This window comes from Microbacterium sp. Root53 (assembly GCF_001426925.1).
Taxonomy (GTDB): Bacteria; Actinomycetota; Actinomycetes; order Actinomycetales; family Microbacteriaceae; genus Microbacterium.
In genome coordinates this window covers 12,964-39,023 of record NZ_LMFR01000011.1, presented here as the reverse complement: position 1 = coordinate 39,023, position 26,060 = coordinate 12,964, and the positions used below count along the sequence as shown (strand labels likewise).

Here is a 26,060-nt window from a genome sequence, read left to right as displayed (position 1 = left end):
CGCCCTGGCTCGAGCACTACAACTACGCTCGACCACACACCGCCTGCGGCGGCCGACCCCCGATCAGCCGGGTGTCACCAACCTCATGACCGAGTACATCTAGGTAGGGCGATGGGTCAGTCGAACAGGGGCCGCTGCACGTGGAACGTGAACGCCTCGCCGACGACCTCGGGCGACACCTCCGCGATGGACGCCGGGTTCCACTTCGGCGAGCGGTCCTTGTCGACCAGCTGCGCCCGGATGCCCTCGGGCATGTCCGGCTGCGTCGCCATGAACCACGAGACGAGCGCGAACTCCTGCTCGAGCGCCGGGCGCAGCCCGCGGAGCGCACGGGCGGAGCGCACCGCGCCCAGCGTCACGACGAGCGCGACGGGCGACCGCTCCGCGAGGGCCTCCAGTGCGAGCGCGGGGCTGACGGGCTCACCCTCTCCGACGCCCCGGTCGCGCAGCGACTGCAGGCGCTCGACGATCTCGGGGAGGGTGTCGGCCGCGAAGGCCTCGTCGATCCACTCCCGCGCCCGCTCGATCGGCCCGGCCTCGAGGGTCTCGTCGAACAGCAGCACCAGCTCGGTCGGCGTCGAGGGATCGGCGCGGGTCGTCAGCGCCTCATGCAGCGACGGCAGGTTCTCGACGGGCACGAAGTGGTCCGCGAGACCCGCGTGGATCGCGTCCGCGGGCCCCATGACGGTGCTGGTCAGGGCTAGGAACTCGCCGAGGCGACCCGGCGCGCGGCCCAGCAGCCAGGATCCGCCGACGTCGGGCGTGAATCCGATCCGGGTCTCGGGCATGGCGAGCTTGGAGGTCTCGGTCACGATCCGGATGTCCGCGTGCCCGGCGATCCCGATCCCGCCGCCCATCGTGACGCCGTCCGCGAAGGCCACGACCGGCTTCGGGTACTCGTCGATCGCCGCGTTCATGGCGTACTCGTCGCGGAAGAAGCGCTCGGCCTCCGCCAGATCCCCCTGCACGATCGCCGAGTGCAGGCGCCGCACCTCTCCGCCCGCGCAGAAGCCCCGGTCCCCCGCCGCGTCGAACAGCACGACCTGCACGTCGGAGTCGTCCCGCCACGCGTCGAGGACACCGTGGATGGCATGGATCATGCCGAGGTCGAGGGCGTTGATGGCCTCCGGGCGGTTGAGCGTGATGGTGCCGAGCCCGCCCTCGCGGTGGGCGAGGACACGGGGGTCGGAGGTCTCGAAGCTCACGCGCCCCACGTTACCCCCGGCCCGTCGGCGCGCCCGGGACCGGTGCGCCCACAAGGCCCCGGGGACCGGGTCACGACCCCCGGGATGGCGGGGATTCCGCGGCGGATCGGCGCATCCTCCTCTCCCGAATGCGGGGGATCGGCCCGATCTCCGTCAAGATAGGGGGAACCTGTTCACGCACAAGGGGGAGCGGATGACCGAAGGCAAGGTCCTGGAGTTCCGCGGGGTCACCAAGCTCTTCGGAGACATCACCGCCGTATCGGACTTCACCGCGCGCGTCGAGCCGGGAGCCGTGACCGGCTTCGTCGGCCCGAACGGCGCCGGCAAGTCGACGACGCTGCGCATCCTGCTGGGCGAGATCCGCCCGACGCAGGGCGCGGCCCTGATCGGCGGCGTGCCGTACGCGCGCCTGTCGCAGCCCCGCCGCGAGGTCGGCGCGGTGCTCGAGAACGTCCAGTACCGGCCGCGCCGCACCGCGACGCGGCACCTCCACGCCGCGGCCCGCCAGGTGGGCATCCCCGCGACCCGTGTCGCCGAGGTCCTCGACATCGTCGGCCTCACCGGTGCCGCGGACATGCGCATCGGCGGGTTCTCGTTCGGCATGCGTCAGCGACTGGGCGTCGCCGAGGCGCTGCTGGGCGACCCCGGCGTGCTGATCTTCGACGAGCCCGCCAACGGACTCGACCCCGAGGGCATCCGCTGGATCCGCCTGCTGATGCGCCGCCTGGCCGACGAGGGCCGCACGGTGCTGATGTCGTCGCACGTCCTCAGCGAGGTCGAGCAGGTCGCCGACGACATCCTGATCATCTCCCAGGGCCGCCTGCTGTTCAGCGGCGGCATCGAGAAGCTGGCCGACATCGACGCCGCCGTGACGGTGGACTCGCCCGACCGGGCCGGCCTGAGCGAGGCGCTGCGCTCGCGCGGCATCGACTTCGAGCTGAAGCGCGCCGGCTTCACCGTGCCGGCCGCGACCACGGCGCAGATCGGCGGGATCGCGGCCGAGGCGGGCATCCCGCTCTCGACGCTGCAGCTGAAGCAGCACACCCTCGAGGACGTGTACATCCGGATCATCGACGGCACCTGGACCGCGCCCGCCGAGACCACGACTCCTGCGGCAAGCGAGCCGACGGACGCCGCGGAGGCTCCGGTCGCCCCGGCGCCCGCGGCCGAGCCGCCCGCCGTCGACGAGGCGGGAGCACAGGTCGAGCCCGTGGACGAGCTGTTCGCCCCCGCCACGGCCGACTCGGAGGTCGCGGTCGACGAGCAGCCGCTCACGGACGAGGACAACGAAGCCGAGGGCGCGCCCGCCGACGCCGCTCCCGCCGCATCTGCCCTGCATGGCGACCCGCTGGCGTTCCTGCGCCTGCCGCTCCCCGAGGTCGAGAAGGACGTCGTGGCCGGCGAGGCCGAGCTGATCGCCGCCTCCCTGCCCGGCGAGCAGCCGACGCCCGGCTGGCTCCCGACGCCGTCGGAGGACGAGATCCCGCACCCCGCCGCGGAGGACGCGGACGACCCGGACCCCATCGAGACCGCCGACACGGTCATCGACCTGCCGGACGACCAGGACTTCGACAGCCTGCTGGCGCCCGGCGACGAGGCGCAGACGGCCGAGGACGAACTCTACGGCACGGGCGCCCCCGCCGAGCGCGAGGACGTGCCCGGCGACGTGTTCGACTCCTTCCTCGCGGCCTTCCGCCGCGAGGGCGACGCGGACGACCAGGACGACGCGTCGGCCGGCGCCGAGACGCAGGACGTGCTCGAGTCGATCGCCGCGACCGAGTCGGACTCCCCCGCGCCCTATGACACGCCCACCCAGGCGTACGACGTCATCGCCGCGATCCGCGCCGAGGCGGCCGAGGCCGAGGCGGCCGCCTCGGAGGGCGGCGAGGACCAGGGCGAGAGCGAGCACCACGAGCACTCGCACGAGGACCACGAGCACCCGCACCACGAGCACCACGGCTGAGCCCCGGTCGGGGCGCGCCGGGGCTACGCCTCGGCGCCGTCGTCCAGCTGAAGGGCCTGCGCGAGCTTGAGACCGTGACGGGTCGAGAGGATCAGGCGCGAGAAGCGCTCGTCGCCCTCGAGGTCGATGACCACGCCTGGACGGCCGTGGCGCACCGCCACGAAGTCCCTGCCCTGCGCCGAGCGCCACGTGCCGATCGACAGCAGCCGCGGCAGGTGGGTGCCGGGGGCGCGCACGCCGCGGATCCACGTCGTCGGCTCGTCCGTGAGCTGCAGCTTCGCGATCGACGCGCGGTCGATCCGGATGTCTTCACGCTGGGCGGCGAGCACGCGCTCCGTGCGCGTGAGCACGATCTCCAGCTGCGCCTGGTCGAGCAGCAGGGTCACCATGGCTCCATCCTGCCAGGCGCGCCGCCCGCCTCCAGGCGCCGCGCCTCACAGGATGATGACGATCGGCATCCCAGCCCCGGCCCTCGCACGCGGTGCGAGACTGAAGCGGTGACGCTGCTCGATCCCCCACCCGTCGCCGGCTCGGACGCCTCCGCACTCGCGGCCGCGCTCGGTCGCGCCGAGCACAGCGCGCGGATCGACGCCGCCGACGCCGAGGCGCTGCTCGGGGCGACGGACGAGGCCCTGGACCGCCTGCTGGCCGCCGCGGCGCGCGTGCGCGACGCCGGCCTGGAGCGGATCGGGCGGCCGGGCGTCATGACGTACTCGCGCAAGGTCTTCATCCCGCTCACCACCCTGTGCCGCGACCGCTGCCACTACTGCGTGTTCGTCGACACCCCCGGTCAGCTGCTGCGGCAGCGCAAGCCCGAGTACATGTCGCGCGAGCAGGTGCTCGCCGTCGCCCGGCAGGGGCAGGCCCTCGGCTGCAAGGAGGCGCTGCTCACGCTCGGCGACCGCCCCGAGGAGCGCTGGCCCGAGGCGCGCGCGTGGCTGGACCGGAACGGCTACGGATCCACGCTCGAGTACGTCGCCGACATGGCGCGGGCCATCACCGCCGAGACCGGCCTGCTCCCCCACCTGAACCCCGGCATCATGACGCCGGACGAGCTGGCGATGCTGCGTCCCGTCGCGCCGTCCATGGGCGTGATGCTCGAGACGACCTCCCGCCGGCTCTACGAGGAGCCCGGGCAGGTGCACTACGGGTCGCCGGACAAGGACCCGGACGTGCGGCTGCGGCTGCTGGACGACGCCGGAGCGGCGCGCATCCCGTTCACGAGCGGGATCCTGGTCGGCATCGGCGAGACCCTGCGCGACCGCGCGGAGTCCCTCGTGGCCCTGCGGGACGCGCACGCGCGCCACGGCCATCTGCAGGAGATCATCGTGCAGAACTTCCGCGCGAAGCCCCGCACGGCCATGCAGGGTGCGCCCGACGCCGACCTGCGCGAGTACGTGGCCGCCGTGGCGGTCGCCCGGCTGGTGATGGGGCCCGGCATGCGCATCCAGGTGCCGCCGAACCTCTCCGACCCGCAGGAGCTCGACCTCCTGGTGCGCGCGGGCGCCGACGACTGGGGCGGCGTCTCGCCGCTCACGGCCGACCACGTCAACCCGGAGCGCCCCTGGCCGCATCTCGACGACCTCGCGGCCGCCACGGCGGAGTCGGGCTTCACGCTGCGCGAGCGCCTCACGGCCCACCCGCCGTATGTCGCGGACGAGTGGCTAGACCCCGCCATCCGCCCCGCCACCTACGCGCTCGCGGGCCCGGACGGCCTCGCGCGCGTGGGCGCCGACGGCGGCGTGGTCCGTCCGGAGCCGCGGGCCATGGTCGACGCGTCGGCGCGAAGCGCCGCGCGCGCGTTCGAGACCCTGCTGAACCGCGCCGCCTCCGAGCCGTCCACGCTGGACGACGCGGAATGGGAGGCGCTGCTCCGAGCCGAGGGGGCCGACGCCGACGCCCTCGCCGCGACCGCCGATGACGTGCGGCGGTACACGGTCGGCGAGGCGCTGACCATCGTGGCGAACCGCAACGTCGCCTCCACGGGCTTCCGCCGGCGCCGGACCGGCGAGCCCGACACGTACGACCTGGACGCCCTCGCCGAGATCGCGCGCGACGCCGCGGACCTGGGCCTGACCGAGATCTGCGTCCAGGGCCTCGTCGCCCCGAGCGAGGACGCCGAGTCGTATCTCGACATCGCCCGGACGATCAAGCATGCCGCTCCGGGCATGCACCTGCACGCGTACCGCCCGCAGGACGTCGCGGACCTCGCGGACCGCTCCGGACGGGGCCTCGCCGGCGCCCTCGCGGCGATGCGCGAGAGCGGCGTGGACACCGTTCCCGGAACGGGAGTCAAGGTGCTCAGCGAGCGGGTCCGCCGGCTGGTCGCGCCCGGGGACCTGGAGATCGACCGGTGGCGCGAGAACATCGTGGCGGCGCACGAGGCGGGCTTCCGCTCCACCTCGGTCCTGTTCTACGGGCACGTCGAGACCGCAGCCGAGCGCATCGCCCACCTGCGCGAGCTGGCGGACATCCAGTCGCGCACGCGCGGCTTCACTGAGTTCGTGCCGATCCCGCTCCCCGAGCCCCTGGGCGGCGGCGTGCCGCTCGTACCGGGTCGGCGCCCGCTGGACGAGCACCGCGCGATGGCGGCCGTCTCGCGCCTGCTGCTGTCGGGCGCGATCCCGCACATCCAGATCCCGTGGACGCGTCACGGCGTCCCGATGTCGATCGAGCTGCTGCGCTCGGGCGGCGACGACCTCGGCGGCACGCTGCTCGACGGGCGCGTGCTGCCCGGGGCGGGCGTGGAGCGCGGTCTCGAGCTGCCGCTCGCCGAGGCGCGCCGCATCGCCGCCGGGCTGTTCCGGCCGTTCCGGCAGCGGTCCACGACCTACGGCGACGTGGGGGCGCGGCCGTGACGGAGCGCGTCGGGACCGTCATCGTCGGCGCCGGATTCGCCGGGATCGCCGCGGCGCTCGCGCTGCGCTCCGCCGGGGTCACCGACTTCGTCATCCTCGAGCGAGCGCATGCCGTCGGCGGCACATGGCGCGACAACACGTACCCGGGCGTCGCGTGCGACGTGCCCGCGCACCTGTACGGGCTGAGCAGCCACCCCTGGCCGCACTGGTCGCGCACCTTCGCACCGGGCGGCGAGATCCGCGCCTACCTCGAGCACGTGGTCCGCGCGGAGGGCCTCGACCGCCACCTCCGCCTGGGCGCAGAGCTCACGGCCGCCCACTGGGACGGAGCGGGGTGGATGGTCTCGCTCACTCGTTCGTCGAGCGAGCGAAGCGAGTCGAAACGGAGCAACCTGCCTCAGGCGGTTTCCTCCGTTTCGACTCGGTCGCAAGCTCCCTCGCTCAACGAACAGCTCTCCTGCGAGCACCTGATCCTCGCGTGCGGGCGGCTCACCGAGCCCGCGCTGCCGGACGTGCCGGGGCTCGGGTCCTTCCCCGGGCCGGCGTTCCACTCGGCGCGTTGGGACGATGCCGCGCCCATCGAGGGCGCGCGCGTCGCCGTGGTGGGCACCGGCGCGAGCGCGATCCAGCTGGTTCCCCAGCTCGCGCGCCGCGGCGCGCGGGTGACGCTGTTCCAGCGCACCCCGGCCTGGATCGTGCCCCGCGGCGACCGCCCGTACGGGGAGGACGAGCGCGACCGCTGGGCCGGCGATCCGGCGGCGCTCGGCTCGCTGCGCGCACAGCTCCACGCCGAGGGCGAGGCGCGGTTCGCCTCCCGCTCCGGAGACGCGACCGCGGCGGCGGCCGCGCGTGAGCAGGCGCTCGCCCACCTCGCGGCGCAGGTGCCGGATCCCGCGCTGCGGGCCGCTCTCACCCCGGACTACGCGTTCGGCTGCAAGCGCGTGCTGCTGAGCGACGACTTCTACCCCGCGCTCGCCTCGGGGTCCGTGACGCTCGAGCCGTCGGCGCTGACCCGCGTCGACCGCGGCACGCTCGTCGCGGCGAGCGGCGCCCGGTACGAGGCCGACGTGCTCGTGCTCGCCACGGGCTTCGAGGCGGCGCGGCAGCCGTACGCCCATCGCGTCACCGGCGAGAGCGGCCTGACGCTCGACCAGCACTGGTCGGGCGGGATGACCGCGGTGGGCTCGACCCTGGTGACCGGCTTCCCGAACCTGTTCGTGCTCAACGGCCCCAACGCGTCGCTCGGCCACAACTCCGCCGTGCTGATCATGGAGGAGCAGGCGCGCTTCGCCGCGGAGCTCATCGCCGCGGGGCGCGAGGTGCGGGTCAGCGCCGAGGCGGAGGCGGCACACACCGCCGAGATCGCCGCCCGCGCCGCCGGGACCCCGTGGCTCGACGGTGGATGCCGCAATTGGTATACGGACGCCCGATCGGGCCGCCTGACCCTGCTGTGGCCCGGCACCGTGGCCGACTTCCGCGCCCGCCTCGACCGCGTGCGCGCGGCGCTGAACGATCCCGCCCTAATCCCCTGACGAAGGAGTCTCATGACCATCCCGATGCGCTTCGGCTACAAGGCCTCGTCCGAGCAGTTCGGTCCGCGCGATCTCCTGGACTACGCGGTTCTCGCCGAGGAGATGGGCTTCGACTCGGTGTTCCTCTCCGACCACCTGCAGCCGTGGATGCACGACGGCGGACACGCGCCCGCGGCGCTCCCGTGGCTCGGCGCGGCGGGCGAGCGCACGAGCCGCGTGCTGCTCGGCACCTCGGTCCTGACCCCGACGTTCCGTTACCACCCGGGCGTCGTCGCGCAGGCGTTCGGCACGCTCGGCGCCATGCACCCGGGCCGCATGATCCTGGGCGTCGGCACGGGCGAGGCGCTCAACGAGGTCACGCTCGGCCTCGACTGGCCCGAGTCTCCCGAGCGCTTCCAGCGCATGAAGGAGGCGATCACGCTCATCCGCCGGCTGTGGACCGAGGAGCGCGTGACGTTCGAGGGAACGTACTACTCGACCAGCAACGCCACGATCTACGACCGTCCCGAGACGCAGGTGCCGATCTACATCGGGGCGTCCGGCCCGGCCGCGACCCGCCTGGCGGGCCGCATGGCCGACGGATGGATCACCACGAGCGGCAAGGACCCGGCGCTCTACACCGACACCCTGCTGCCCGCGTTCGAGGAGGGCATCCAGAAGGGCGGGCGCGAGGGCGCCGACGTCGACACGCTCATCGAGGTGAAGGTGTCGTTCCGGCCCGACCTCGAGAAGGCGAAGGAGAACACGCGCTTCTGGGCGCCGCTCGCCCTGAAGCCCGAGGAGAAGACCGGGATCCACGACCCGATCGAGATGCAGCGCCGCGCCGAGGAGCTCCCGATCGAACGCGCGGCCTCCCGCTTCATCGTGTCGGACGACGTCGAGCAGCACATCGAGGCGATCGCGACCTACGTCGACCTCGGCTTCCGCCACCTCGTGTTCCACGACCCGGGCCACGACCAGGAGGCGTTCCTGCGCCTCTACGGCGAGCAGGTGCTCCCCCGCCTGCGCGAGAGATTCCGTTGAGGGAATGGATCGTCGTCGTCCCCGTGAAGGGGGCGACCGGCAAGTCGCGCCTAGAGCATCCGGACCGCGCCGAGCTCGCGCGCGCGATCGCGCTCGACACGATCGAGGCGGTGAGCCGCGCGGAGCGCGTCGCGGAGGTCGTGGTGGTGACCTCGGATGCCCACGTGGCGGCAGAGGTCGAGGGATGGCGCGATGACGTTTCGACGGGCTTCGCTCGCTCGACGACCACAGTTCCGGTGCGCGTGATCCCGGATCCCGGTGCGGGGCTGAACGCCGCCATCGCCGCCGGGATCGCGGCGGCCGACGCCACCCGTCCACGTGCGGTGCTGCTCGGCGACCTGCCGGCCCTCGATCCGCGGGATCTCGATGCGGCGCTCGACGCCGCCGCGTCGCGCCCCCGGTCGATGGTGCCCGACGCGGAGGGCACGGGCACGACGCTCGTCACGGCCCGGCCGGGCGTGAAGCTCGAACCCGCGTTCGGCGACGGCTCCGCTGCGCGCCACCGGGTGGCCGGCTTCGCCGAGCTCCACGTGCCCGCGGCGTCGACGCTGCGTCGCGACGTCGACACCGCGGATCAGCTCCGCGCCGCCGCGGGCCTCGGCCTCGGCCCCCGCACCTCCGCCCTGCGCTGATCGCCCCGCGAGGGCTGCAGCGCGACGCGCAGCGTGCGCACCTCGAACGGCGTGAGCGTGACCGCCACCTCGCGCCCGTCGACCAGCTCCACCGGCGCGAGCGACGCGTCCGCGTCCTCGATGAGCGAGACCGTCGACACCGCCGACACCTCGCGCCCGAACCGGAGCGTCGCGTTCGCGCGCCGGCCGTACGGCTCGTACACGCGCACGATCAGATCGCCCGAGCGGTCGGCCGCCAGCTTGACGGCCGAGATCAGCACGCCCGCCGTCGCCGTCACGACCGGCTCGACCGCCCCGCCGCGCACCGCGCGCACCGGCAGGTTCAGCGCCAGCCCGGCCGCGGTCGCGTCCTCCACCCCGGCGCCGATCACGAACGCGTAGCGGTGCGTATGCTCGCCCTGGTCCGTCTCGGGGTCGGGGAACCGCGGCGCGCGCAGCAGCGAGAGCCGCACGGTCGTGGTCACGCCCTGCTCGGGCGTCGAGTCGCGCGTCACGTCGTACCCGTAGGTCGAGTCGGTCGCGAGCGCGACGCCGAAGCCCGGCTCCTCCACGTGCACGAACCGGTGCATCGAGGTCTCGAACTTCGCGGCCTCCCAGCTCGTGTTCGTGTGCGTGACGCGCTTGGCGTAGCCGAACTGCGTCTCGGCGGCCGTGTGCTCCGCCTGGATCGCCAGGGGGAACGCCACCTTGAGGAACTTCTCCGTCTCGTGCCAGTCGGTCGTCTGCGCGATCTCGAGCGCGCGCGATCCGGGACGCAGCGTGAGCGTCTGGGTCAGCGCCGACTGCGAGAACCGGCGCGACACCGTCACCGTGGCCGCGCCGTCCGCCCGCGTGAGCGAGATCGACTCCGCGTCGCGCAGGTCGTCCACGCGGTTGCGGTAGTAGCGGTCGACGTCCCACGCGTCCCACATGTTGGGGAAGTCCTGGTGCAGCTGCAGCAGGTTCGCCTCCGCGCCGGCGGGGATGGCCTCCCGGCCGGTCGCGACGTCGACGGCCGAGGCGATCAGCCCCTCGCCCGTGATCACGACGCGCACCAGCTCGTTCTCGAGCACCCAGCCGCCGTCCGCCTCGGTCACCGTGACCTCGGCGGACGTCACGGCCGCCGCCGGCGCCGCCCCCAGCGCGGGGACCCCCGCCTGCGGGATCGGGGCGGGGTTGAAGACGACGGTCCCCGCACTCTCGTCGGCATCGCCGTCCCCGGCGAGCGCGGCCTGCGCCCGCTCGATGATCTCCGTCGCGGCCGCGGCCACGCGGGCGTACTGCTCCACCGCCTCGCGGTGCACCCACGCGATCGACGTGCCGGGCAGGATGTCGTGGAACTGCTGCAGCAGCACCTGCTGCCACAGCGCGTCGAGCTCGTCGTAGGGATAGTCGGCACCGGTCCAGAAGGCGGCCGACGCGGACCACAGCTCGGCCTCGATCAGCAGGTGCTCGGTCAGCCGGTTGCCCTGCTTGGTCTTGTGCTGGCTGGTGAGCGTGGCGCGGTGCAGCTCGAGGTAGAGCTCGCCGACCCACACGGGCGGCTGCGGCAGCTGCTCCTTGGCGCGCTCGAAGAACGCGTCCGGATGCTCCCACCGCACCTTCGCCGACCCCTCGAGATCCGCGAGCCGCCGCGCCTTGCCGGTCATCTCGCGGGTCGTGCCGCCGCCGCCGTCGCCCCAGCCGACGGGCGCGATCGAGCCGTTCGCCTTGCGCGCCTCGCGGAACTGCCGCGCCGCCCGGGCCACCTCGGATCCCGACAGCTGCGAGTTATAGGTGTCCATGGACGGGAAGTGGCTGAAGATGCGCGACCCGTCGATGCCCTCCCACGCGAACGTGTGATGCGGGAACCGGTTCACCTGGTTCCACGAGATCTTCTGCGTGAAGAACCACTCGAAGCCCGCGCGGCGGATCAGCTGCGGCAGGGCGGGCGAGTAGCCGAACGAGTCCGGCAGCCACACGCCCTTCGACCGAATGCCGAACTCCTGCTCGAAGAAGCGCTGGCCGTACAGGAACTGCCGCGCGATCGACTCGCCCGTCGGCATCACGGTGTCGGACTCGACCCACATGCCGCCGAGGGGCAGGAACCGCCCGTCCGCCACGGCCGCGCGCACCTTCTCGTAGACCTCGGGCCGGTGATCCTTGATCCACGCGTACTGCTGCGCGCTGGACATGCCGTACAGGAAGTCATCCGTCTCGCCGATGAGGTCGGTCATCGACGACGACGTGCGCGCGACCTTGCGGATCGTCTCGCGCACGGGCCACAGCCAGGCCGAGTCGATGTGCGCGTGGCCGATCGCCGAGATCTCATGCGCGCTGGCCTCCGCGGGCGACTCGAGCGCGGGTGCGAGCGCCGCGCGGGAGGCCGCAGCCGTGCCCGGGATGTCCTGCAGGTCGAGCACGTCGAGCGCGTCGTCCAGCGCCTGGAGCACCCGCATCCGGCGCGGCGACGACTCGGGCAGCTCGGCCTGCAGCTCCAGCAGCACCTCGATGTCGAGCGACAGCTCGAACACCTCGGGCTCGAACACCGCGAGGTCGAAGTGCCGCGTCGTGTAGAGCCCGCGCGGCGACGACGTGCGGATGTCGCCCTCCTGCGTCGGCAGGAAGGGGTGGTAGTCGAGCAGCACCGGGTTCGACGCGGCCTCCACCAGGAACTCGACCTGCTCCCCGCCCGCGGCGGAGTCCGCGATCCGCACCCACTGGTTGCGGGGGTTGAGCGACTTCACGGGCGTGCCGTCGGGCAGGTATACCAGTCCCTCGCACTGGAACCCCGGCATGTTGATGTCGAAGCCCAGGTCCACGACCGCCTCCACGCGGCGTCCGGCCCACTCCGCCGGCACCTCGCCGCGCACACGGAACCACGTCGTGCCCCATGCCGCGCCCCACACGGATCCCACCTCGAAAGGCTCGTAGGCGAGCGCCAGGCCGTCGGCGGGCGCGATCGGCTCGCCGGGCAGCTCGTGGAACGAGACCTCGAGCGGCACGCGGTGCGCGTGCACGGCCGGGCGGATCCGCTCGCTCAGCACGCGGGTCGCGCGGCCGACGGTCAGCGGGATGTCGTCATGCATGGAGGAGGAGCCTTCGATCGGAACGGGACGGGGACAGCAGGGAGGGACGGAGACGGACCAGGTGCCGGTGCGTCAGACGGCGGCGACCTCGACCACGTGCCGGATGCCCCGCGCGGCGAGCAGCGCGGCATCCTGGCTCGAGGATCGCAGGACGATCTGCGGACCGCGGCCGACGCGCTCGGCGTGGCGCATCCACGCCTCGAAGAACGCGCCGCCGGGCCCGCACGCCTCGCGGTGCGGCACGGCGCCCGTCGCGTCGACGTCGTCGAGCACGAGCGCCTCGGCGACCGGCTCGGGCGCCGGCGCGCCGCGCAGCTCGGCAGCGAGCTCGCCGAAGCGGCGGCCCGTGGGCTTGAGCTCGCGGTCCGACGTGAACAGGCCCAGGTCGTACTCGACCTCGGGGAAGTCCAGGAGCGAGCGCGACACGTCGTGCGAGCACCACCAGGTGATGCCCCACAGGCCGGCGACCGACGCCGCGTGCCGCAGTCGATCCTGAGACACTGAACCGGTTCAGTCACCAACTGAACCGATTGAGTTATGCTCGCCCCACGCGGGACGATCGATTCGAAGCCGCACGCGGACTCGTGAAGGAGCGGGATGCGCACACACGCCCGGCGGGCCACGCTCGCCGACATCGCACGGACGGCCGGGGTGTCCAAGTCCGCCGTGTCGTTCGCCCTCAACGGCCGGCCCGGCGTGAGCGAGGCGCTGCGCGAGCGCATCCTGGCCATCGCCGCCGAGCTCCAGTACCGGCCGCACTCCGCCGCGCTGGCACTGGGCCGCTCGCGCGTGGACGTCATCGGGCTGGCGCTGAACCGGCCCGCGCGGGCGCTCGGCACCGAGGCCTTCTTCGCCGACCTCATCTCGGGCATCCAGGCCGGCCTCTCCCCCACGCACACCGGACTGCAGATGCAGATAGTGTCGTCGCTCGAGGAGGAGCTCGACGCGTATGCCGCGTGGCAGGGCGCGCATCGCGTCGACGGCGTGATCCTGATCGATCCGCGCGACGACGACCCGCGCATCCGCCTGCTGCTCGAGCTCGGGATGCCCGCGGTGCAGATCGGCAGCCGCCCGTCCCCTGACGGCTCGATCCCCAGCGTCTGGATCGACGACGCGGAGGTGAGCCGGACGCTGTTCACGGCGCTGCACGAGCTGGGGCACCGCCGCATCGCGCACGTCGCGGGGCCCGAGGAGTTCGAGCACACCATGCTGCGCATCTCGGCGCTGCGGGAGTGCGCCGAGCGGCTTGGAGCGGAGCCCATCCGGTCCATCCCGACCGACTACTCCGCCGAGCGCGCGGAGGAGGCCACGCGCGAGCTGCTCGGATCCCCCATCCCCCCGACCGCGATCGTCTACGACAACGACGTCATGGCGGTCGCGGGTCTCGGCGCCGCGCAGGAGCTCGGCGTGCGCGTGCCGAAGGACGTGTCCATCGCCAGCTTCGACGACTCGGTCATGGCCCGCCTGGTGCGGCCATCGATCACGGCGCTCACGCGCGACACCTTCGCGCTCGGGGAGCTGGCGGCGCGCACCCTCATGGCCCAGCTGGCCTCGGACGCCCCAGTCGCCTCGGTCGCCGCGGCCGCCCCGGTGCTGTCGCTGCGCTCGAGCACCAAGCCCCCGCACGCCTGAGCCGTCACGCGAAGGCCTCGAGCTGCGCGAGCTCGAGCGGGGCCACGGCCGTGAGCCGCACCGCGGCGAGCGCGACCCGCGGAGCGGGCTCCCCCCGCGAGCGTCACGGTGTACATGCCGATGGGCGCGGGCTCGGCGAGCGGCAGGTCGATCGACTCTCCCGGGGCGAGTGCGATCGGGGTCTCCCCCACGTCGTCCGCCGGCGATCCCGGCACCGTCGCGAGCAGGTCGCGCAGCGGATCGTCGACGCCGAACACGGTGCTCGCCGACGGCGGGCGGGTGTCGGCCGCCCAGCCCCGCGGCTCGTCGCCGAGCACGAAGTGCAGCCGCGAGGCCGTCGCGAGGACCGCGCGCGGCACCGTGACGGACGTCCACTCGGCGCCGTCGATCTCGACGCGCGCGATGTACGGCGCGCCGGGGTTCTCGGCCTCGCCCGACGCCGGCACGAGCGGGTAGAGCCCGAGCACCGCGAACAGGTACCACGCCGACATCTCGCCGTTGTCCTCGTCGCCCGGATACCCCTGCCCGAGCTCGGAGCCCACGAACAGGCGGTCGCGCGCCTCGGTCACGATGCGGTGCGCGTCGTCGTGCCGGCCGGCGAAGCAGTACATCAGGGGGATGTGATGGGCGGGCTGGTTCGACAGGCCCAGCATGCCCATGCGCACGGCGCGGGCCTCGTCCATCTCGTGGATCACGAAGCCGTACGACCCGACGAGCGACGGATCCGCCGTCTCGGGCGTCGCGAAGAACGCGTCGAGCTTCCCCGCCAGCGCGGCCTCTCCGCCGTGCAGGGCCGCGAGCCCCGCCCCGTCGTGCGGCGCCGTGAACGCCGTGCCCCACGCGTTCGTCTCGGTGTAGTCGTGCCCCCACTCGGCCGGATCGAACTCCGCCGCGGGCACGCGCCACGCGCCGTCGGCACCGCGGGCGAGGAAGAACCCCAGTTCGGGATGGAAGACCGCGCGGTACCCGAGCCCGCGCCGGGCGAGGTAGTCGGCCTCGGTCTCGAGGCGCTCGCGCACCGCCGGATCCGTCTCGCGCTGCGCCAGGATGCGCGCCATCCGGGCGGCCGACGCGTCGTTGATCGCGTTGTCGAGCGTCCAGGACATGCCCTCGTGCGTGGCCGTGTCGATCCAGCCGCGGAAGATGCCCGGACGCAGCCCCTTGCGGCCGACCCGCCCGTCCGCGACGGACCGCCGCCGCGAGCATGTCGTCGACGGATCCGGCCCGCTCGAGGTTCGCGCGGGCCTGGGCGGCGTCGATCGTCGATATGCCGATGCGGGCATCCACGGTCGCGGCGTCGAACGCGACCCAGCCCGTGAGGCGCCCGCCCTCGAGGGACAGGTGCGGCTCGCCCGGCGGCAGCAGCACGTGCACGTGGTGCTCGGGACGCTCCTCGTGGTCGAACAGCAGCGCGTCGATGCGCACGCCGTCCGCATCGCTCGTCCAGGTCGCGGCCCGCACCTCCCCCAGGTGGTCGTCGATCACCGAGAGCGGTGCGTCCGAGGCCGCGAACCGCATCCCGAGCGCGAAGTCGGACGCCGTGAGCAGCGCGTCGATCCGCGAGGCTCCGGCGTCGAGCGTCACGGCGTACCGGTGCGGGCCGGCCTCCTCGCTCTCGCGGTCGAACGGAAGGGCGCGCGCCGCGCGGCCCGGATCCGGCTCGCGCAGGGGGCTTGGCATCAGCTGGAACACGCCGCGGTCGCCGATCCACGGGCTCGGGATGTGGCTGGTCGCGAACGCCTGCAGGGCCAGGCGCGCGTCGTCGCCGCGGTCGGCGTGGTACCGATACGGCCAGTTGCCGGCCGAGGCGTCCGTCATCGGGATGCCGAACACGCCGCCGTGCGGCACCGTCACGAGCGGCGCGTTGTTGCCGCGTGAGAACCGGTCGGACGCGTGCGTGCCGCGGCGCGTGTCGATCCAGCCCAGGAGCGTCGCGGGGCGCGGCCCCGCGGAGCGGACGGCGACCGAGTCCAGGAAGCCGCGGCCGCCGTGCAGCACGGCCGTCACGGTCTCGATCGTGCGTCCGGCGAACGGGCCGAGGTCGACGATCCGGCGGTTCCACTGATCCACCCAGTGGGTCTTGGCCGCCGCCTGCGCGCCCGCGTCCAGCGGGGTGCCGTGCTGGTCGACCGCTCCCCCGGGCAGACGTCGATCCGTCGTCGAAGACGAGCTCGAGCGCGAACGCCGTCGCGGCGCAGCGGTCGTCGCCGTCCCCCGCGACGGGGAACCAGTCGTACACGAACTCGTCCCGCGGCCGCACGAGGCCGGTTCGCGACGTCAGCGCAGGACGAGCGCGGCGGCGCCCGCGAGCGGGCCGCCGTCGCCGAGCGCGCTGCGCACGACCGCGGTCTCCTGCGCGTACGACAGCACGGCCGTGTCGCGCAGGGCCGCGGCGACCAGGTCCACGTAGTCGTCCGAGACCCGCGAGAACCCGCCGCTGATGGCGATGACGTCGAGGTCGAGCAGCGTCGCGGCGTTCGCGAGGCCCAGGCCGACGGTCTCGGCCGAGCGGACGATCGCGGCCCGGGCCGTGGCGTCGCCGGCGGCCGCGTCGCGCGCCAGGTCCTCCCCCGTCTCGCCGCTCCAGCCTTGCCGGCGCGCCCACGCGGCGCTGGCCGGCCCCGACGCGATCTCCTCGAGCGTCAGGTCGCCGATCACGGTCTGGCCCAGGTGGCCCGCGTTGCCGGACGCACCGCCGATCAGCCGCCCGTCGATCACGATCCCGCCGCCCACACCCGTGGACACCACGATCGAGAGAGACGCGCGCGATCCCGCCGCGGCGCCGATCCACGACTCCGCGAGCGCCAGGCAGCCTCCGTCGTGCCCCCGGCGGGTCGGGAAGTCGTCGCGTCCGAGCACGGCGGACGCCTCGCGCGAGGCGACGGAGATCAGGTCGTAGCCGTGCAGGTTCGGCATGTTGACGGGCCGGATCCGGCCGGTCTCGCGGTCGATCGGGCCCGCGCTGCCGATGCCCACGCCGGCGAACTCCGCCTCCGCGGGCAGGTGCGCGAGCGCGTGCGCGGTCGTCTCCGCGATGGCCGCGTCCAGATCGGCGGGGGTCGCGGCGCGGCCCGTGGGGCGACGGCTGCGGCTCGCGGCGAGCACCGTTCCGGACGCGTCGACGAGGGCCGCCTCGAGCTTGGTGCCGCCCAGGTCGAGGGCGAGCGCGATCCGATCGGTCATCGCGCCGGTCCCGTCACTGGGGGTCGAGGCCGAGATCGGCCAGGCCGATGGCGGCGCGCCACTCGAGGCCCTCGGCCTCGATCGCCGCCTGCGCGCCGGTGGAGCGGTCGACGATCACGGCGACGGCGACGACCTCGGCGCCCGCCTTGCGCAGCGCCTCGACCGCCTTCAGCGCGGACTGGCCGGTCGTGGAGGTGTCCTCGACGACCACGACCCGCCTGCCCTCGACGTCGGCGCCCTCGATCTGGCGGCCGCGGCCGTGGTCCTTGGGCTCCTTGCGCACCACGAACGCGTCGAGCGGGCGGTCCGTGCGGGCCGACTCGTGCATGATCGCGTTCGCGATCGGGTCGGCGCCCAGCGTCAGGCCGCCGACCGCCACCACGTCGGGGATGTCCGAGATCAGGTCGAGCATGATGCGGCCGATCGCGGGGGCCGCGCGGTGGTCCAGCGTGAGCTTGCGCATGTCCACGTAGTACGTGGCCTTCTTGCCGCTGGAGAGCGTGAAGTCGCCGTGGAACACCGCCTCGTCCTGGATGAGGCGGATGAGCGCCTGGCGGTCGTTCTCGAGCTCGGGCGTGGATGCGGCCATGACGGCAAGTCTAGGAGCGTCCGCGCCCCGTCCTAGGCTGGATCCCATGCGGCTCGCCACCTGGAACGTCAACTCGATCCGCGCCCGCGTGGGGCGCATCGTCGCCTTCGCCGAGCGCGAGCACATCGACGTGCTGGCGATGCAGGAGATCAAGTGCAAGCCCGAGCAGTTCCCGTACGCCGAGTTCGAGGCCGCCGGCTACCACGTGGAGGCCCACGGGCTGAACCAGTGGAACGGCGTGGCGATCGCCAGCCGCGAGCCCATCGAGGACGTGGAGTATTCCTTCCCGGGCATGCCAGGGTTCCTCAAGGACCACGACGGCCCGGATCTGCCGCTCGAGGCGCGCGCGATGGGCGCCACGGTGAGCGGCGTCCGCATCTGGAGCCTGTACGTGCCCAACGGCCGGTCGCTGCAGGACCCGCACTACCAGTACAAGCTCCACTGGCTGCGGGCGCTCGAGGAGCACACGCGTGCGACCCTTGCGGCCCATCCGGACCTGCCGCTCGCGCTCGTGGGGGACTTCAACATCGCGCCGACCGACGCGGACAACGGCGATCCCGCCGTGATCGAGGGCGTCACGACCCACGTCTCCCCCGCTGAGCGCGAGGCGTTCGGGGCGATCGAGGCGGCGGGCGTGACCGACGTGGTGCGCCCGCTCGTTCCCACCGGGTACACGTACTGGGACTACAAGCAGCTGCGCTTCCCGCGCAACCAGGGCCTCCGGATCGACTTCATCCTCGGTTCGCGCGCTCTCGCGGACGCCGTCACCGGCGCGGCCATCCATCGCGACGAGCGCAAGGGCGACGCGCCCAGCGACCACGTCCCGGTGGTCGTCGACCTCGACCTCGAGCCGGCCGACGAGGACGACGTGCCGATGATCTTCGGCTGACCGCGTCAGGCGACGCGGTACATGCCCGAATCGATATGGAAGGTCAGGGCGAACCGCTCGAGCAGTGCAGGTCCGGTTCGAAAGCGGGGAGCGCGCCACCCACCGGCGGGGCCGGAGGGGCGATCTGCCACACCGCGAGCTCCCCGACGGCGACCCGCGCGCCGAGCACCACAGACCCGATCGCGACCTCGTATGTCGTGGGCGGCATGTCAGCGACGGCGCGGGCGTCGAACGCCGTGCGCAGCGCCATCGTGAGCGAGTCCGGCGTCACGACGTCGTCCGCGCCGGGCTCCCCCATGCGCTGGAATCCCCAGCGCCCGAGCGCGAGCACGATGGGCTCGAGGCCGCGCCCGTAGTCGGTCAGCTCGTACACGAGGCCGCACCGCGGGATCGGCACGCGCCGGATCACGCCGCCCTCCTGCAGCTCCTTGAGCCGGGTGCTGAGGATGTTGGTGGGGATCCTCGGGAGCCCTGCTTCAGGTCGGTGTAGCGGCGCGGGCCGACGAGCAGGTCGCGGACGATGAGCAGGGCCCATCGCTCCCCGACCAGCTCGGCAGTCGGCGGGAGGCCGAGGCCTGGCTCCGAGGTCTCTGAGCGCCGGGCTCCGAGGTCTCTGAGCGCCGGGCTCCGGCGCCGAGATCACCTCCCCCGCCGAGGTCACATCCGGTCCGCGACGTCACACGCGACGTCACATCCGGACGGGTGTGATCTCGCGGGAGGCGTGTGATGTCGGCGGCGCGGGGGAGAGGGCGGATCCGTCCGGCGGGGGATCCGCCGGGCGGCGCGCGTCCGTAATGTGTGATCCACCGAGAGAGGGGATCGCGATGCTCAGGCTGCGAGGGATCGTCAAGACCTACGGCGACAGGCGCGCGCTCGACGACGTGTCCTTCGACGTCGCGCCCGGGCGCCTGACCGGCTTCGTGGGCGGCAACGGCGCCGGCAAGACCACGACCATGCGCATCGTGCTGGGCCTGCTCACGCCCGACGCCGGGGAGGTGTCGCTCGACGGCCGGGCGCTGACCGCCGCGGACCGCCGCGACTTCGGGTACATGCCGGAGGAGCGCGGGCTGTATCCGAAGATGAAGGTCCTCGAGCACATCGTCTACCTCGCCCGCCTCCACGGGTTCCCGCGGGACGAGGCCACCGCCCGGGCGACGGCGCTGCTGGGGCGGCTGGGGCTGGGGGAGCGGCTCCGGGACAACGTCGAGGCGCTCTCCCTGGGCAACCAGCAGCGCGCCCAGATCGCGGCCGCTCTCGTGCACGACCCCGAGGTGCTGATCCTCGACGAGCCGTTCTCGGGCCTCGATCCCCTCGCCGTGGACGTCGTCTCCGGCGTGCTGCAGGAGCGGGCGGCGCAGGGTGCGGCGGTGCTGTTCTCCTCGCACCAGCTCGACGTCGTCGAGCGGCTGTGCGACGACCTCGTGATCATCGCGGGCGGGACCATCCGGGCGAACGGATCGCGCGATGCCCTGCGAGCCGCGCATGCGAGCCGTCGGTACGAGCTCGTCTCGGCGGGCGACGCCGGCTGGGTGCGCGAGCTGCCCGGGATCGAGGTCGTCCGCTTCGACGGCGGATACGCCGTGTTCGACGCCGAGAGCGAGGAGGCCGCGCAGCGCGTGCTGCGACGCGCGGTCGATCAGGGGGACGTCGCGAGCTTCGCGCCGCAGCATCCGTCGCTCGCCCAGATCTTCAAGGAGGTCATCCAGTGAGCGCCACCGCGCCCCGCCGCCGCTCCGTCGAGGTGTCCCCCACGCAGGCCACCTGGCTCGTCGCCGAGCGCGAGATCGGCTCGAAGCTGCGCAGCCGCACGTTCGTCGTGTCGTCGATTCTGCTGGTGCTGATCGCCCTGGCCGCCGTGCTCTGGGGCGGGTTCTCCGCCGGTCGCGAAGAAGCGACCGAGGTCGCCGCGCCGGCCGACGCCGCCGCACAGCTGCAGGAGGTGCCGGGTGTCGAGGTGGTCGACGTCGCCGACCGCGCCGCGGCGGAGCGGCTCGTGCGCGACGGCGAGGTCGAGGCGGCCGTCGTCGTGGACCCGGGCTCGCCCGTGGGCCTCACGATCGTGGCCGACAGCGAGGTGCCCGCGGGCCTGCAGCAGGCGCTCGCGGTGCAGCCCGAGGTGGAGCTGCTGGACCCGGATGCCATGAACCCCCTTATCCGGTACTTCGTGGCGTTCGGCTTCGGGATCGTGTTCTTCCTGGCCGCCATGACCTTCGGCGCCACGATCGCGGCGAGCGTGGTGGAGGAGAAGCAGACGCGCGTGGTGGAGATCCTGATCTCGGCCATCCCGACCCGCGTCCTCCTGGCGGGCAAGGTGCTCGGCAACACGGCGCTGGCCATGGGCCAGATCCTGTCGCTCGTCACCGTGGCGGTGCTCGGCCTCGTGATCACGGGGCAGACCGAGCTGCTGGCCGGGCTCGGGGCGCCGGTGGTGTGGTTCGCGGTGTTCTTCCTCTTCGGGTTCATCCTCACCGCGGCCCTGTTCGCGGCGACGGGAGCGATGGTGTCGCGGCAGGAGGACATCGGCTCGACCACGGGCCCGGTCACGTATCTGGTCATGGCCCCGTACCTGATCGTGGTCTTCTTCAACGACAACCCGGTCGTCATGACGGTGATGTCGTACGTGCCGTTCTCCGCGCCGGTCGGGATGCCGGTGCGCCTGTTCTTCGGCGAGGCGCAGTGGTGGGAGCCGCTGCTGTCGCTGGGCATCATGCTCGCCACGTGCGCGGCCGTGATCGCGCTCGGGGCGCGCATCTACGAGAACTCGCTGCTGCGCACCGGCGGCCGCGTGAGGCTCCGCGAGGCCCTGGCCGGCTGACCCGGAATCCCCCCCGGATCGATTCACGGGAATAAGATCGCCCGGGCGGGGTTTCACCCCCGCGGAGGGCAACGGCGCCCCGGACCACCGTCACCGAATCCGAGGAGACCCTCATGGGCGCTGCCACGCTCGACCGCACCGCGAACACCGACCACCCCGTCCTCGACGTCCTCGCCGAGCGCTGGAGCCCCCGGGCCTACGACCCGGTGACGCCGATCGACGAGCGCAAGCTGTCGAGCGCCCTCGAGGCCGCGCGTTGGACGCCGTCGGCCATGAACCTGCAGCCGTGGAAGTTCATCGTCGCGCGCCGCGGCACGGCCGAGCACGCCGCGATCGCCGAGACCCTCATGGGCTTCAACCAGGCCTGGGCGCCCGCCGCCGCCGTGCTGATCGTCACGGTGGCGATCGTCCGCGACGCGGAGGGCAACGAGATCCCGACCGCGATCTACGACCTCGGCCAGGCCGCCGCGCACCTCTCCGTGCAGGCGCACCACGACGGCCTCGTCGTGCACCAGATGACCGGCTTCGACCCGGCCGCCGTCGCCGCGACGTTCGAGCTGCCCGAGAACGAGCGCCCGTTCTCGGTGATCGCCCTGGGCGAGTTCGGCGACCTGGACGCCCTGCCCGAGCCGTTGCGCGAGCGCGAGCTCGCCCCGCGCACGCGTCGCCCGATCGCGGAGTCGCTGATCGTCAACGCCTGATCAGAAGCGCGAAAAGGGCCGACGGGATCATCCCGTCGGCCCTTTCTCGTCGCCACATGCCGTTCACGGCATGCAGAGTCAGTCCTCCACGATCTCGGCGTCGATCACGTCCTCGTCGGCCTCCGGCTCGGGCGACGAACTGGCGCTGAGCACCGCCAGCTGCGAGCCGTCGGCCGCCACGTCGACGCGCACCGTGTCGCCGTCGCGCACGCCGCCCGACAGGATCGCCATCGCGAGCCGATCCTGAATCTCGGTCTGGATGAGCCGTCGCAGGGGACGGGCGCCGTAGATCGGGTCGTACCCGCGCTCGGCCAGCCACGCCCGCGCATCCGGGGTGACGGCCAGCGTGAGCCGGCGGTCCGACAGGCGCCGCTGCAGCAGGTCGACCTGCAGCTCGACGATCTGCGCCAGGTCGTCCTGCGTGAGCGCCTGGAACATCACGATGTCGTCGAGGCGGTTCACGAACTCCGGCTTGAACGCCTGACGCACCAGCTGCAGCACCTGGTCGCGCTTGTCCTCGGCGGAGATCGTCGGGTCGATCAGGATGGACGAGCCCAGGTTCGACGTCAGGATCAGGATGACGTTCTTGAAGTCGACCGTGCGGCCCTGCCCGTCGGTCAGGCGACCGTCGTCCATCACCTGCAGCAGGACGTCGAACACCTCCGGGTGCGCCTTCTCGACCTCGTCGAGCAGCACGACGCTGTACGGACGCCGGCGCACCGCCTCCGTCAGCTGACCGCCCTGCTCGTACCCGATGTAGCCCGGAGGGGCGCCGACCAGGCGGCTGACGGTGTGCTTCTCGCCATACTCCGACATGTCGATGCGCACCATGGCGTGCTCGTCGTCGAACAGGAACTCCGCGAGCGCCTTCGCGAGCTCGGTCTTGCCGACGCCGGTCGGGCCCAGGAACAGGAACGATCCGGTCGGCCGGTTGGGGTCGCTGATGCCGGCGCGCGAGCGGCGGACGGCATCCGACACGGCCTTCACGGCCTCCTTCTGCCCGATCAGGCGGCGGCCGAGCTCCGACTCGAGGTGCAGCAGCTTCTCGGTCTCGCCCTGCAGCAGGCGCCCGACCGGGATGCCCGTCCAGGCCGAGATCACGGCCGCGATGTCGTCCTCCGTGACCTGCTCGTTCACCATCCGGGGCTCGTCCTTGGCCGCCTCGGCCTGCTGCTCGGCCTCGGCGAGCTGCGCCTCCAGCTGCTTGATGGTCTCGTACTGCAGCTTCGACGCCTTGGCGTAGTCCGCCTCGCGCAGCGCGCGGTCGCGCTCGGTGACGGCCTCGTCGAGGCGCTTCTTGAGGTCGCCGACGAGGTTCAGGCCGCCGCGCTCGCGCGCCCAGCGCGCCTCCAGCTCGGCCAGCTCCGCCTCGGCCTCGGCCATCTGCTCGCGCAGCCTGCCGAGGCGCTCCTTCGAGGCGGCGTCCTTCTCCTTCTTCAGCGCCAGCTCCTCGAGGCGCATGCGGTCGACCTGGCGCTTGAGCTGGTCGATCTCGACGGGGGAGGAGTCGATCTCCATCTTGAGGCGGCTCATGGCCTCGTCGATCAGGTCGATCGCCTTGTCGGGCAGCTGCCGGCTCGGGATGTACCGGTTGCTCAGCGCGGCGGCTGCCACGAGCGCGCTGTCGCTGATGGTGACGCCGTGGTGCGCCTCGTAGCGGCCCTTCAGTCCGCGCAGGATCGCGACGGTGTCCTCGACGCTCGGCTCGCCCACGTACACCTGCTGGAAGCGGCGCTCCAGCGCGGCGTCCTTCTCGATGAACTCGCGGTACTCGTTGAGCGTGGTCGCGCCGATCAGGCGCAGCTCGCCGCGGGCCAGCATGGGCTTCAGCATGTTCGACGCCGCGACCGAGCCCTCGCCGCCGCCCGCGCCCATCAGCACGTGCAGCTCGTCGATGAAGGTGATGATCCGGCCCTCGGACTCGGTGATCTCCTTCAGGACGTTCTTGAGGCGCTCCTCGAACTGGCCGCGGTACATGGCACCGGCCACGAGCGCCGACATGTCGAGGCTGACCAGGCGCTTGTCCTTGAGGCTCTCGGCGACGTCGCCCGCCACGATGCGCTGCGCGAGGCCCTCGACGACGGCGGTCTTGCCGACGCCGGGCTCGCCGATCAGCACCGGGTTGTTCTTGGTGCGGCGCGTGAGCACCTGGCTCACGCGCCGGATCTCGCTGTCCCGCCCGATCACGGGGTCGAGCTTGCCCTGCCGGGCGCGCTCGGTCAGGTCGATGCCGAACTGCTCGAGCGCGCTGCGCTGGTCCTCCTGCGGCTGGTCTGCCATGTCGCCTCCCGAAGCTCGTCGACAAAGTTGAGTCGTCTGCGCTGAAGTTTATCAGCGGCCGGGCCGCCGCGGGTAGACCGACCTGGAATGCGACCTCACCCCGCTTGTCACCCGAATGGGCGACAGACGCGGGCGCCCCGCCCCGGCAGGCTGGGAGGGATGTCCTCCGGCCAGGCCCCGTCCCACCGTGCCGCGACCCCGACCCGGGCCGCCGCGGCGGCGCACCGGACGATCGCCGCGCTCGCGCTCGTGGGCGCCGCCGTCGCCGTGATCGTCCTCGCAGTCACCGTGGGCGTCATGATGCCTGGTCGCGCCGCCGAGCCGCCCGCGTTCAGCCTCGGGATCGGCGTGCCGGCGGGCGCGGCCGCCGCGGTGCTCGGCGCGATCGGCGCGTGCTTCCCCACGGCGCGGCGCGCCTCGCTCGTCGCGCTGCTCACCGGCCTGGTGAGCAGCGCCACGCTCGGCATCCTGCTGCTGTGACGGCCGGCCTCAGGCGGCGGTGTCGGCCATCGGAGCGGTCGAGCACGCGAAGCGCGCGCGGTACGCGGTCGGCGTGATGCCCAGGACGCGCGCGAAGTTCTGCCGCAGCACGGCCGCCGATCCGAAGCCGCACTCGTCGGCGATCCGATCGAGGCCCCACTCTGTGCGCTCCAGCAGGCGCTGGGCCTGGATGATCCGCTGCCGCGCGAGCCACGCCGCCGGCGTCGTGCCGTAGTCGGCCTTGAAGCGACGAGCGAACGTGCGCGGCGACATGTGCGCCCGCGCGGCGAGCAGCTCCACCGTCAGCTCGCGGTCCAAGTTCTCGAGCGCCCAGTCGGCCACCGGCGCGAGCGAGAGGCCCGCGGACTCCGGAAGGGGCCGGTCGATGAACTGCGCCTGGCCGCCGTCGCGCTGCGGCGCGACGACCATCCGGCGCGCGATGCGATTGGTCGCCTCGGCGCCCAGCTCCTGGCGCAGCAGGTGCAGGCACGCGTCGAGCCCCGCCGCCGTCCCGGCGCTCGTGATGATGTGGCCGTCCTGCACGTAGAGGACGTCGGGATCGACGTCGATCCGCGGATACATGCGTGCCATGGCGTCGGAGTACATCCAGTGCGTGGTCGCTCGTCGCCCGTCGAGCACGCCGGCCGCGGCCAGCACGAACGCGCCGCTGCAGACGCTGAGCAGCCACGCGTCGCGCTCGACCGCCGACCGGATGACCGCGGCCACGCGCGTGTCGATCCGGCCCCACGCCGATCGCGGCTGGGTGGAGACGACCACGATGTCGGCGGTCTCGGCGAAGGTCAGGTCGTCGGCGACGTTGATCGAGAAGCCGAGGTTCGAGGTGACGGGCCCCGGATCGGGCGTCACGATGCGGAAGTCGAACGACTCGATCCCGTCGTCCGAGCGGTCGAGGCCGAAGGCCTCGCACGCGACGCCGAACTCGAAGGGCGCGAAGCCCTCCTGCACGATGCATGCGACGGTCCTCACACCGGCCTCCTTGTTGGCAGTATTACTGCGAGTTGTGTCGATCCTGCCACTGGCAGTCGTAACCGAACCCACTCGGAGCCGGTGTGCATCCTGTTGTACGGCGCCCGGGTCGAACGCATCCACCAGCTCACCACCGCTGATCTCCGCACGACGGAAGGGCGCACGTACCTGGCGATCGCGACGGATCACATCGAGATCGCGCCAGTTGTGGCTGAGATCGTCGATCGTCTCAGGTCCACGGCAC

Annotated in this window: 19 protein-coding genes and 4 pseudogenes; 12 read left to right on the top strand and 11 right to left on the bottom strand. The window is 72.9% G+C overall.

Annotated features, from left to right (window positions below):
* Nucleotides 1-103: pseudogene (locus ASD19_RS14290) on the top strand (hypothetical protein); the annotation flags it as partial.
* A 13-nt stretch (nt 104-116) separates the two neighbouring features.
* Here the strand turns inward: ASD19_RS14290 and ASD19_RS04890 are convergent.
* Nucleotides 117-1,205: an enoyl-CoA hydratase/isomerase family protein gene (locus ASD19_RS04890; RefSeq protein WP_055989203.1), complete on the bottom strand. Its 1,089-nt coding sequence runs from the start codon at nt 1,203-1,205 to the stop codon at nt 117-119.
* A 193-nt stretch (nt 1,206-1,398) separates the two neighbouring features.
* Here ASD19_RS04890 and ASD19_RS14600 point away from each other — a divergent pair, with 193 nt between their 5' ends.
* Nucleotides 1,399-3,168: an ABC transporter ATP-binding protein gene (locus ASD19_RS14600; RefSeq protein ID WP_082542993.1), complete on the top strand. Its 1,770-nt coding sequence runs from the start codon at nt 1,399-1,401 to the stop codon at nt 3,166-3,168.
* A gap of 23 nt (nt 3,169-3,191) precedes the next feature.
* On the opposite strand, the gene ASD19_RS04880 is transcribed toward ASD19_RS14600, so the two are convergent.
* Nucleotides 3,192-3,557, bottom strand: a complete 366-nt coding sequence (locus ASD19_RS04880) for a hypothetical protein (protein WP_055989200.1) — start codon at nt 3,555-3,557, stop codon at nt 3,192-3,194.
* Between the two features lie 108 nt (nt 3,558-3,665).
* Between ASD19_RS04880 and cofG the strand changes: the two genes are divergently transcribed.
* Genes cofG through cofC form a run of 4 tightly spaced genes read left to right on the top strand, consistent with a single transcriptional unit; the run spans nt 3,666 to nt 9,213 of the window.
* Nucleotides 3,666-6,026: a 7,8-didemethyl-8-hydroxy-5-deazariboflavin synthase CofG gene (gene cofG / locus ASD19_RS04875; RefSeq protein ID WP_055989197.1), complete on the top strand. Its 2,361-nt coding sequence runs from the start codon at nt 3,666-3,668 to the stop codon at nt 6,024-6,026.
* On the top strand, nt 6,023-7,558 hold the full coding sequence (locus tag ASD19_RS04870) for a flavin-containing monooxygenase (protein ID WP_055989194.1): 1,536 nt from the start codon (nt 6,023-6,025) through the stop codon (nt 7,556-7,558). The genes cofG and ASD19_RS04870 overlap by 4 nt, the downstream gene beginning before the upstream one ends.
* 12 nt (nt 7,559-7,570) lie before the next feature.
* Complete coding sequence (gene fgd, locus ASD19_RS04865) at nt 7,571-8,581, top strand: glucose-6-phosphate dehydrogenase (coenzyme-F420) (protein WP_055989191.1); 1,011 nt, start codon at nt 7,571-7,573, stop codon at nt 8,579-8,581.
* On the top strand, nt 8,578-9,213 hold the full coding sequence (gene cofC, locus ASD19_RS04860; protein WP_082542992.1) for a 2-phospho-L-lactate guanylyltransferase: 636 nt from the start codon (nt 8,578-8,580) through the stop codon (nt 9,211-9,213). The genes fgd and cofC overlap by 4 nt, the downstream gene beginning before the upstream one ends.
* Here the strand turns inward: cofC and ASD19_RS04855 are convergent.
* Nucleotides 9,156-12,260 (bottom strand): alpha-mannosidase, encoded by a 3,105-nt coding sequence (locus ASD19_RS04855; RefSeq protein ID WP_082542991.1) that lies wholly within the window; start codon nt 12,258-12,260, stop codon nt 9,156-9,158. The two genes, cofC and ASD19_RS04855, sit on opposite strands and share 58 nt — an antisense overlap.
* Nucleotides 12,261-12,332: 72 nt before the next feature.
* Complete coding sequence (locus ASD19_RS04850) at nt 12,333-12,761, bottom strand: hypothetical protein (protein ID WP_055989188.1); 429 nt, start codon at nt 12,759-12,761, stop codon at nt 12,333-12,335.
* 96 nt (nt 12,762-12,857) lie between these two features.
* Between ASD19_RS04850 and ASD19_RS04845 the strand changes: the two genes are divergently transcribed.
* A complete protein-coding gene (locus ASD19_RS04845; RefSeq protein WP_055989185.1) occupies nt 12,858-13,892 on the top strand; it encodes a LacI family DNA-binding transcriptional regulator in 1,035 nt (344 codons plus the stop codon).
* Nucleotides 13,893-14,380: 488 nt separating this feature from the next.
* Here ASD19_RS04845 and ASD19_RS14730 read toward each other — a convergent pair.
* The 4 genes and pseudogenes from ASD19_RS14730 to pyrE form a co-directional block, all read right to left on the bottom strand.
* Nucleotides 14,381-15,175, bottom strand: a pseudogene (locus tag ASD19_RS14730) (glycoside hydrolase domain-containing protein); the annotation flags it as partial.
* Between the two features lie 286 nt (nt 15,176-15,461).
* Nucleotides 15,462-15,890, bottom strand: a pseudogene (locus ASD19_RS14995) (GH92 family glycosyl hydrolase); the annotation flags it as partial.
* Between the two features lie 279 nt (nt 15,891-16,169).
* The gene (locus ASD19_RS04835; protein ID WP_055989180.1) at nt 16,170-17,075 is read right to left on the bottom strand and encodes an ROK family protein; all 906 of its coding nucleotides are present in this window, start codon (nt 17,073-17,075) and stop codon (nt 16,170-16,172) included.
* A gap of 13 nt (nt 17,076-17,088) precedes the next feature.
* The gene (gene pyrE, locus ASD19_RS04830) at nt 17,089-17,664 is read right to left on the bottom strand and encodes an orotate phosphoribosyltransferase (RefSeq protein WP_055989177.1); all 576 of its coding nucleotides are present in this window, start codon (nt 17,662-17,664) and stop codon (nt 17,089-17,091) included.
* Nucleotides 17,665-17,710: 46 nt separating this feature from the next.
* Here pyrE and ASD19_RS04825 point away from each other — a divergent pair, with 46 nt between their 5' ends.
* Nucleotides 17,711-18,553: an exodeoxyribonuclease III gene (locus tag ASD19_RS04825; RefSeq protein ID WP_055989174.1), complete on the top strand. Its 843-nt coding sequence runs from the start codon at nt 17,711-17,713 to the stop codon at nt 18,551-18,553.
* Nucleotides 18,554-18,596: 43 nt separating this feature from the next.
* On the opposite strand, the pseudogene ASD19_RS14990 reads toward ASD19_RS04825, so the two are convergent.
* Nucleotides 18,597-19,063 (bottom strand): annotated as a pseudogene (locus tag ASD19_RS14990) (winged helix-turn-helix transcriptional regulator).
* A gap of 314 nt (nt 19,064-19,377) precedes the next feature.
* Here ASD19_RS14990 and ASD19_RS04815 point away from each other — a divergent pair.
* From ASD19_RS04815 to ASD19_RS04805, 3 genes are all read left to right on the top strand, one after another.
* On the top strand, nt 19,378-20,262 hold the full coding sequence (locus ASD19_RS04815) for an ABC transporter ATP-binding protein (protein ID WP_055989171.1): 885 nt from the start codon (nt 19,378-19,380) through the stop codon (nt 20,260-20,262).
* Nucleotides 20,259-21,368: an ABC transporter permease gene (locus tag ASD19_RS04810; protein WP_082542989.1), complete on the top strand. Its 1,110-nt coding sequence runs from the start codon at nt 20,259-20,261 to the stop codon at nt 21,366-21,368. The genes ASD19_RS04815 and ASD19_RS04810 overlap by 4 nt, the downstream gene beginning before the upstream one ends.
* Before the next feature lie 113 nt (nt 21,369-21,481).
* Entirely contained in the window at nt 21,482-22,069 is a 588-nt protein-coding gene (locus ASD19_RS04805) for a nitroreductase family protein (RefSeq protein WP_055989167.1), read from the top strand.
* A 78-nt stretch (nt 22,070-22,147) separates the two neighbouring features.
* On the opposite strand, the gene ASD19_RS04800 is transcribed toward ASD19_RS04805, so the two are convergent.
* Nucleotides 22,148-24,349, bottom strand: coding sequence for an ATP-dependent Clp protease ATP-binding subunit (locus ASD19_RS04800; protein WP_082542988.1), 2,202 nt, complete (start codon nt 24,347-24,349; stop codon nt 22,148-22,150).
* 159 nt (nt 24,350-24,508) lie between these two features.
* Here ASD19_RS04800 and ASD19_RS04795 point away from each other — a divergent pair, with 159 nt between their 5' ends.
* On the top strand, nt 24,509-24,829 hold the full coding sequence (locus tag ASD19_RS04795; RefSeq protein WP_055989164.1) for a hypothetical protein: 321 nt from the start codon (nt 24,509-24,511) through the stop codon (nt 24,827-24,829).
* A 9-nt stretch (nt 24,830-24,838) separates the two neighbouring features.
* Here ASD19_RS04795 and ASD19_RS04790 read toward each other — a convergent pair whose 3' ends face one another.
* A complete protein-coding gene (locus ASD19_RS04790) occupies nt 24,839-25,816 on the bottom strand; it encodes a GlxA family transcriptional regulator (RefSeq protein WP_055989160.1) in 978 nt (325 codons plus the stop codon).
* Nucleotides 25,817-26,060 lie beyond the last annotated feature (244 nt).

Bases quoted from the DNA above. Each gene is read 5' to 3' on its own strand.
- ASD19_RS14600 (WP_082542993.1), top strand. From the start codon at position 1,399: ATGACCGAAGGCAAGGTCCTGGAGTTCCGCGGGGTCACCAAGCTCTTC.
- ASD19_RS04880 (WP_055989200.1), bottom strand. From the start codon at position 3,557: ATGGTGACCCTGCTGCTCGACCAGGCGCAGCTGGAGATCGTGCTCACG.
- fgd (WP_055989191.1), top strand. From the start codon at position 7,571: ATGACCATCCCGATGCGCTTCGGCTACAAGGCCTCGTCCGAGCAGTTC.
- ASD19_RS04855 (WP_082542991.1), bottom strand. From the start codon at position 12,260: ATGCATGACGACATCCCGCTGACCGTCGGCCGCGCGACCCGCGTGCTG.
- ASD19_RS04845 (WP_055989185.1), top strand. From the start codon at position 12,858: ATGCGCACACACGCCCGGCGGGCCACGCTCGCCGACATCGCACGGACG.
- ASD19_RS04835 (WP_055989180.1), bottom strand. From the start codon at position 17,075: ATGACCGATCGGATCGCGCTCGCCCTCGACCTGGGCGGCACCAAGCTC.
- pyrE (WP_055989177.1), bottom strand. From the start codon at position 17,664: ATGGCCGCATCCACGCCCGAGCTCGAGAACGACCGCCAGGCGCTCATC.
- ASD19_RS04825 (WP_055989174.1), top strand. From the start codon at position 17,711: ATGCGGCTCGCCACCTGGAACGTCAACTCGATCCGCGCCCGCGTGGGG.
- ASD19_RS04815 (WP_055989171.1), top strand. From the start codon at position 19,378: ATGCTCAGGCTGCGAGGGATCGTCAAGACCTACGGCGACAGGCGCGCG.
- ASD19_RS04805 (WP_055989167.1), top strand. From the start codon at position 21,482: ATGGGCGCTGCCACGCTCGACCGCACCGCGAACACCGACCACCCCGTC.
- ASD19_RS04800 (WP_082542988.1), bottom strand. From the start codon at position 24,349: ATGGCAGACCAGCCGCAGGAGGACCAGCGCAGCGCGCTCGAGCAGTTC.
- ASD19_RS04795 (WP_055989164.1), top strand. From the start codon at position 24,509: ATGTCCTCCGGCCAGGCCCCGTCCCACCGTGCCGCGACCCCGACCCGG.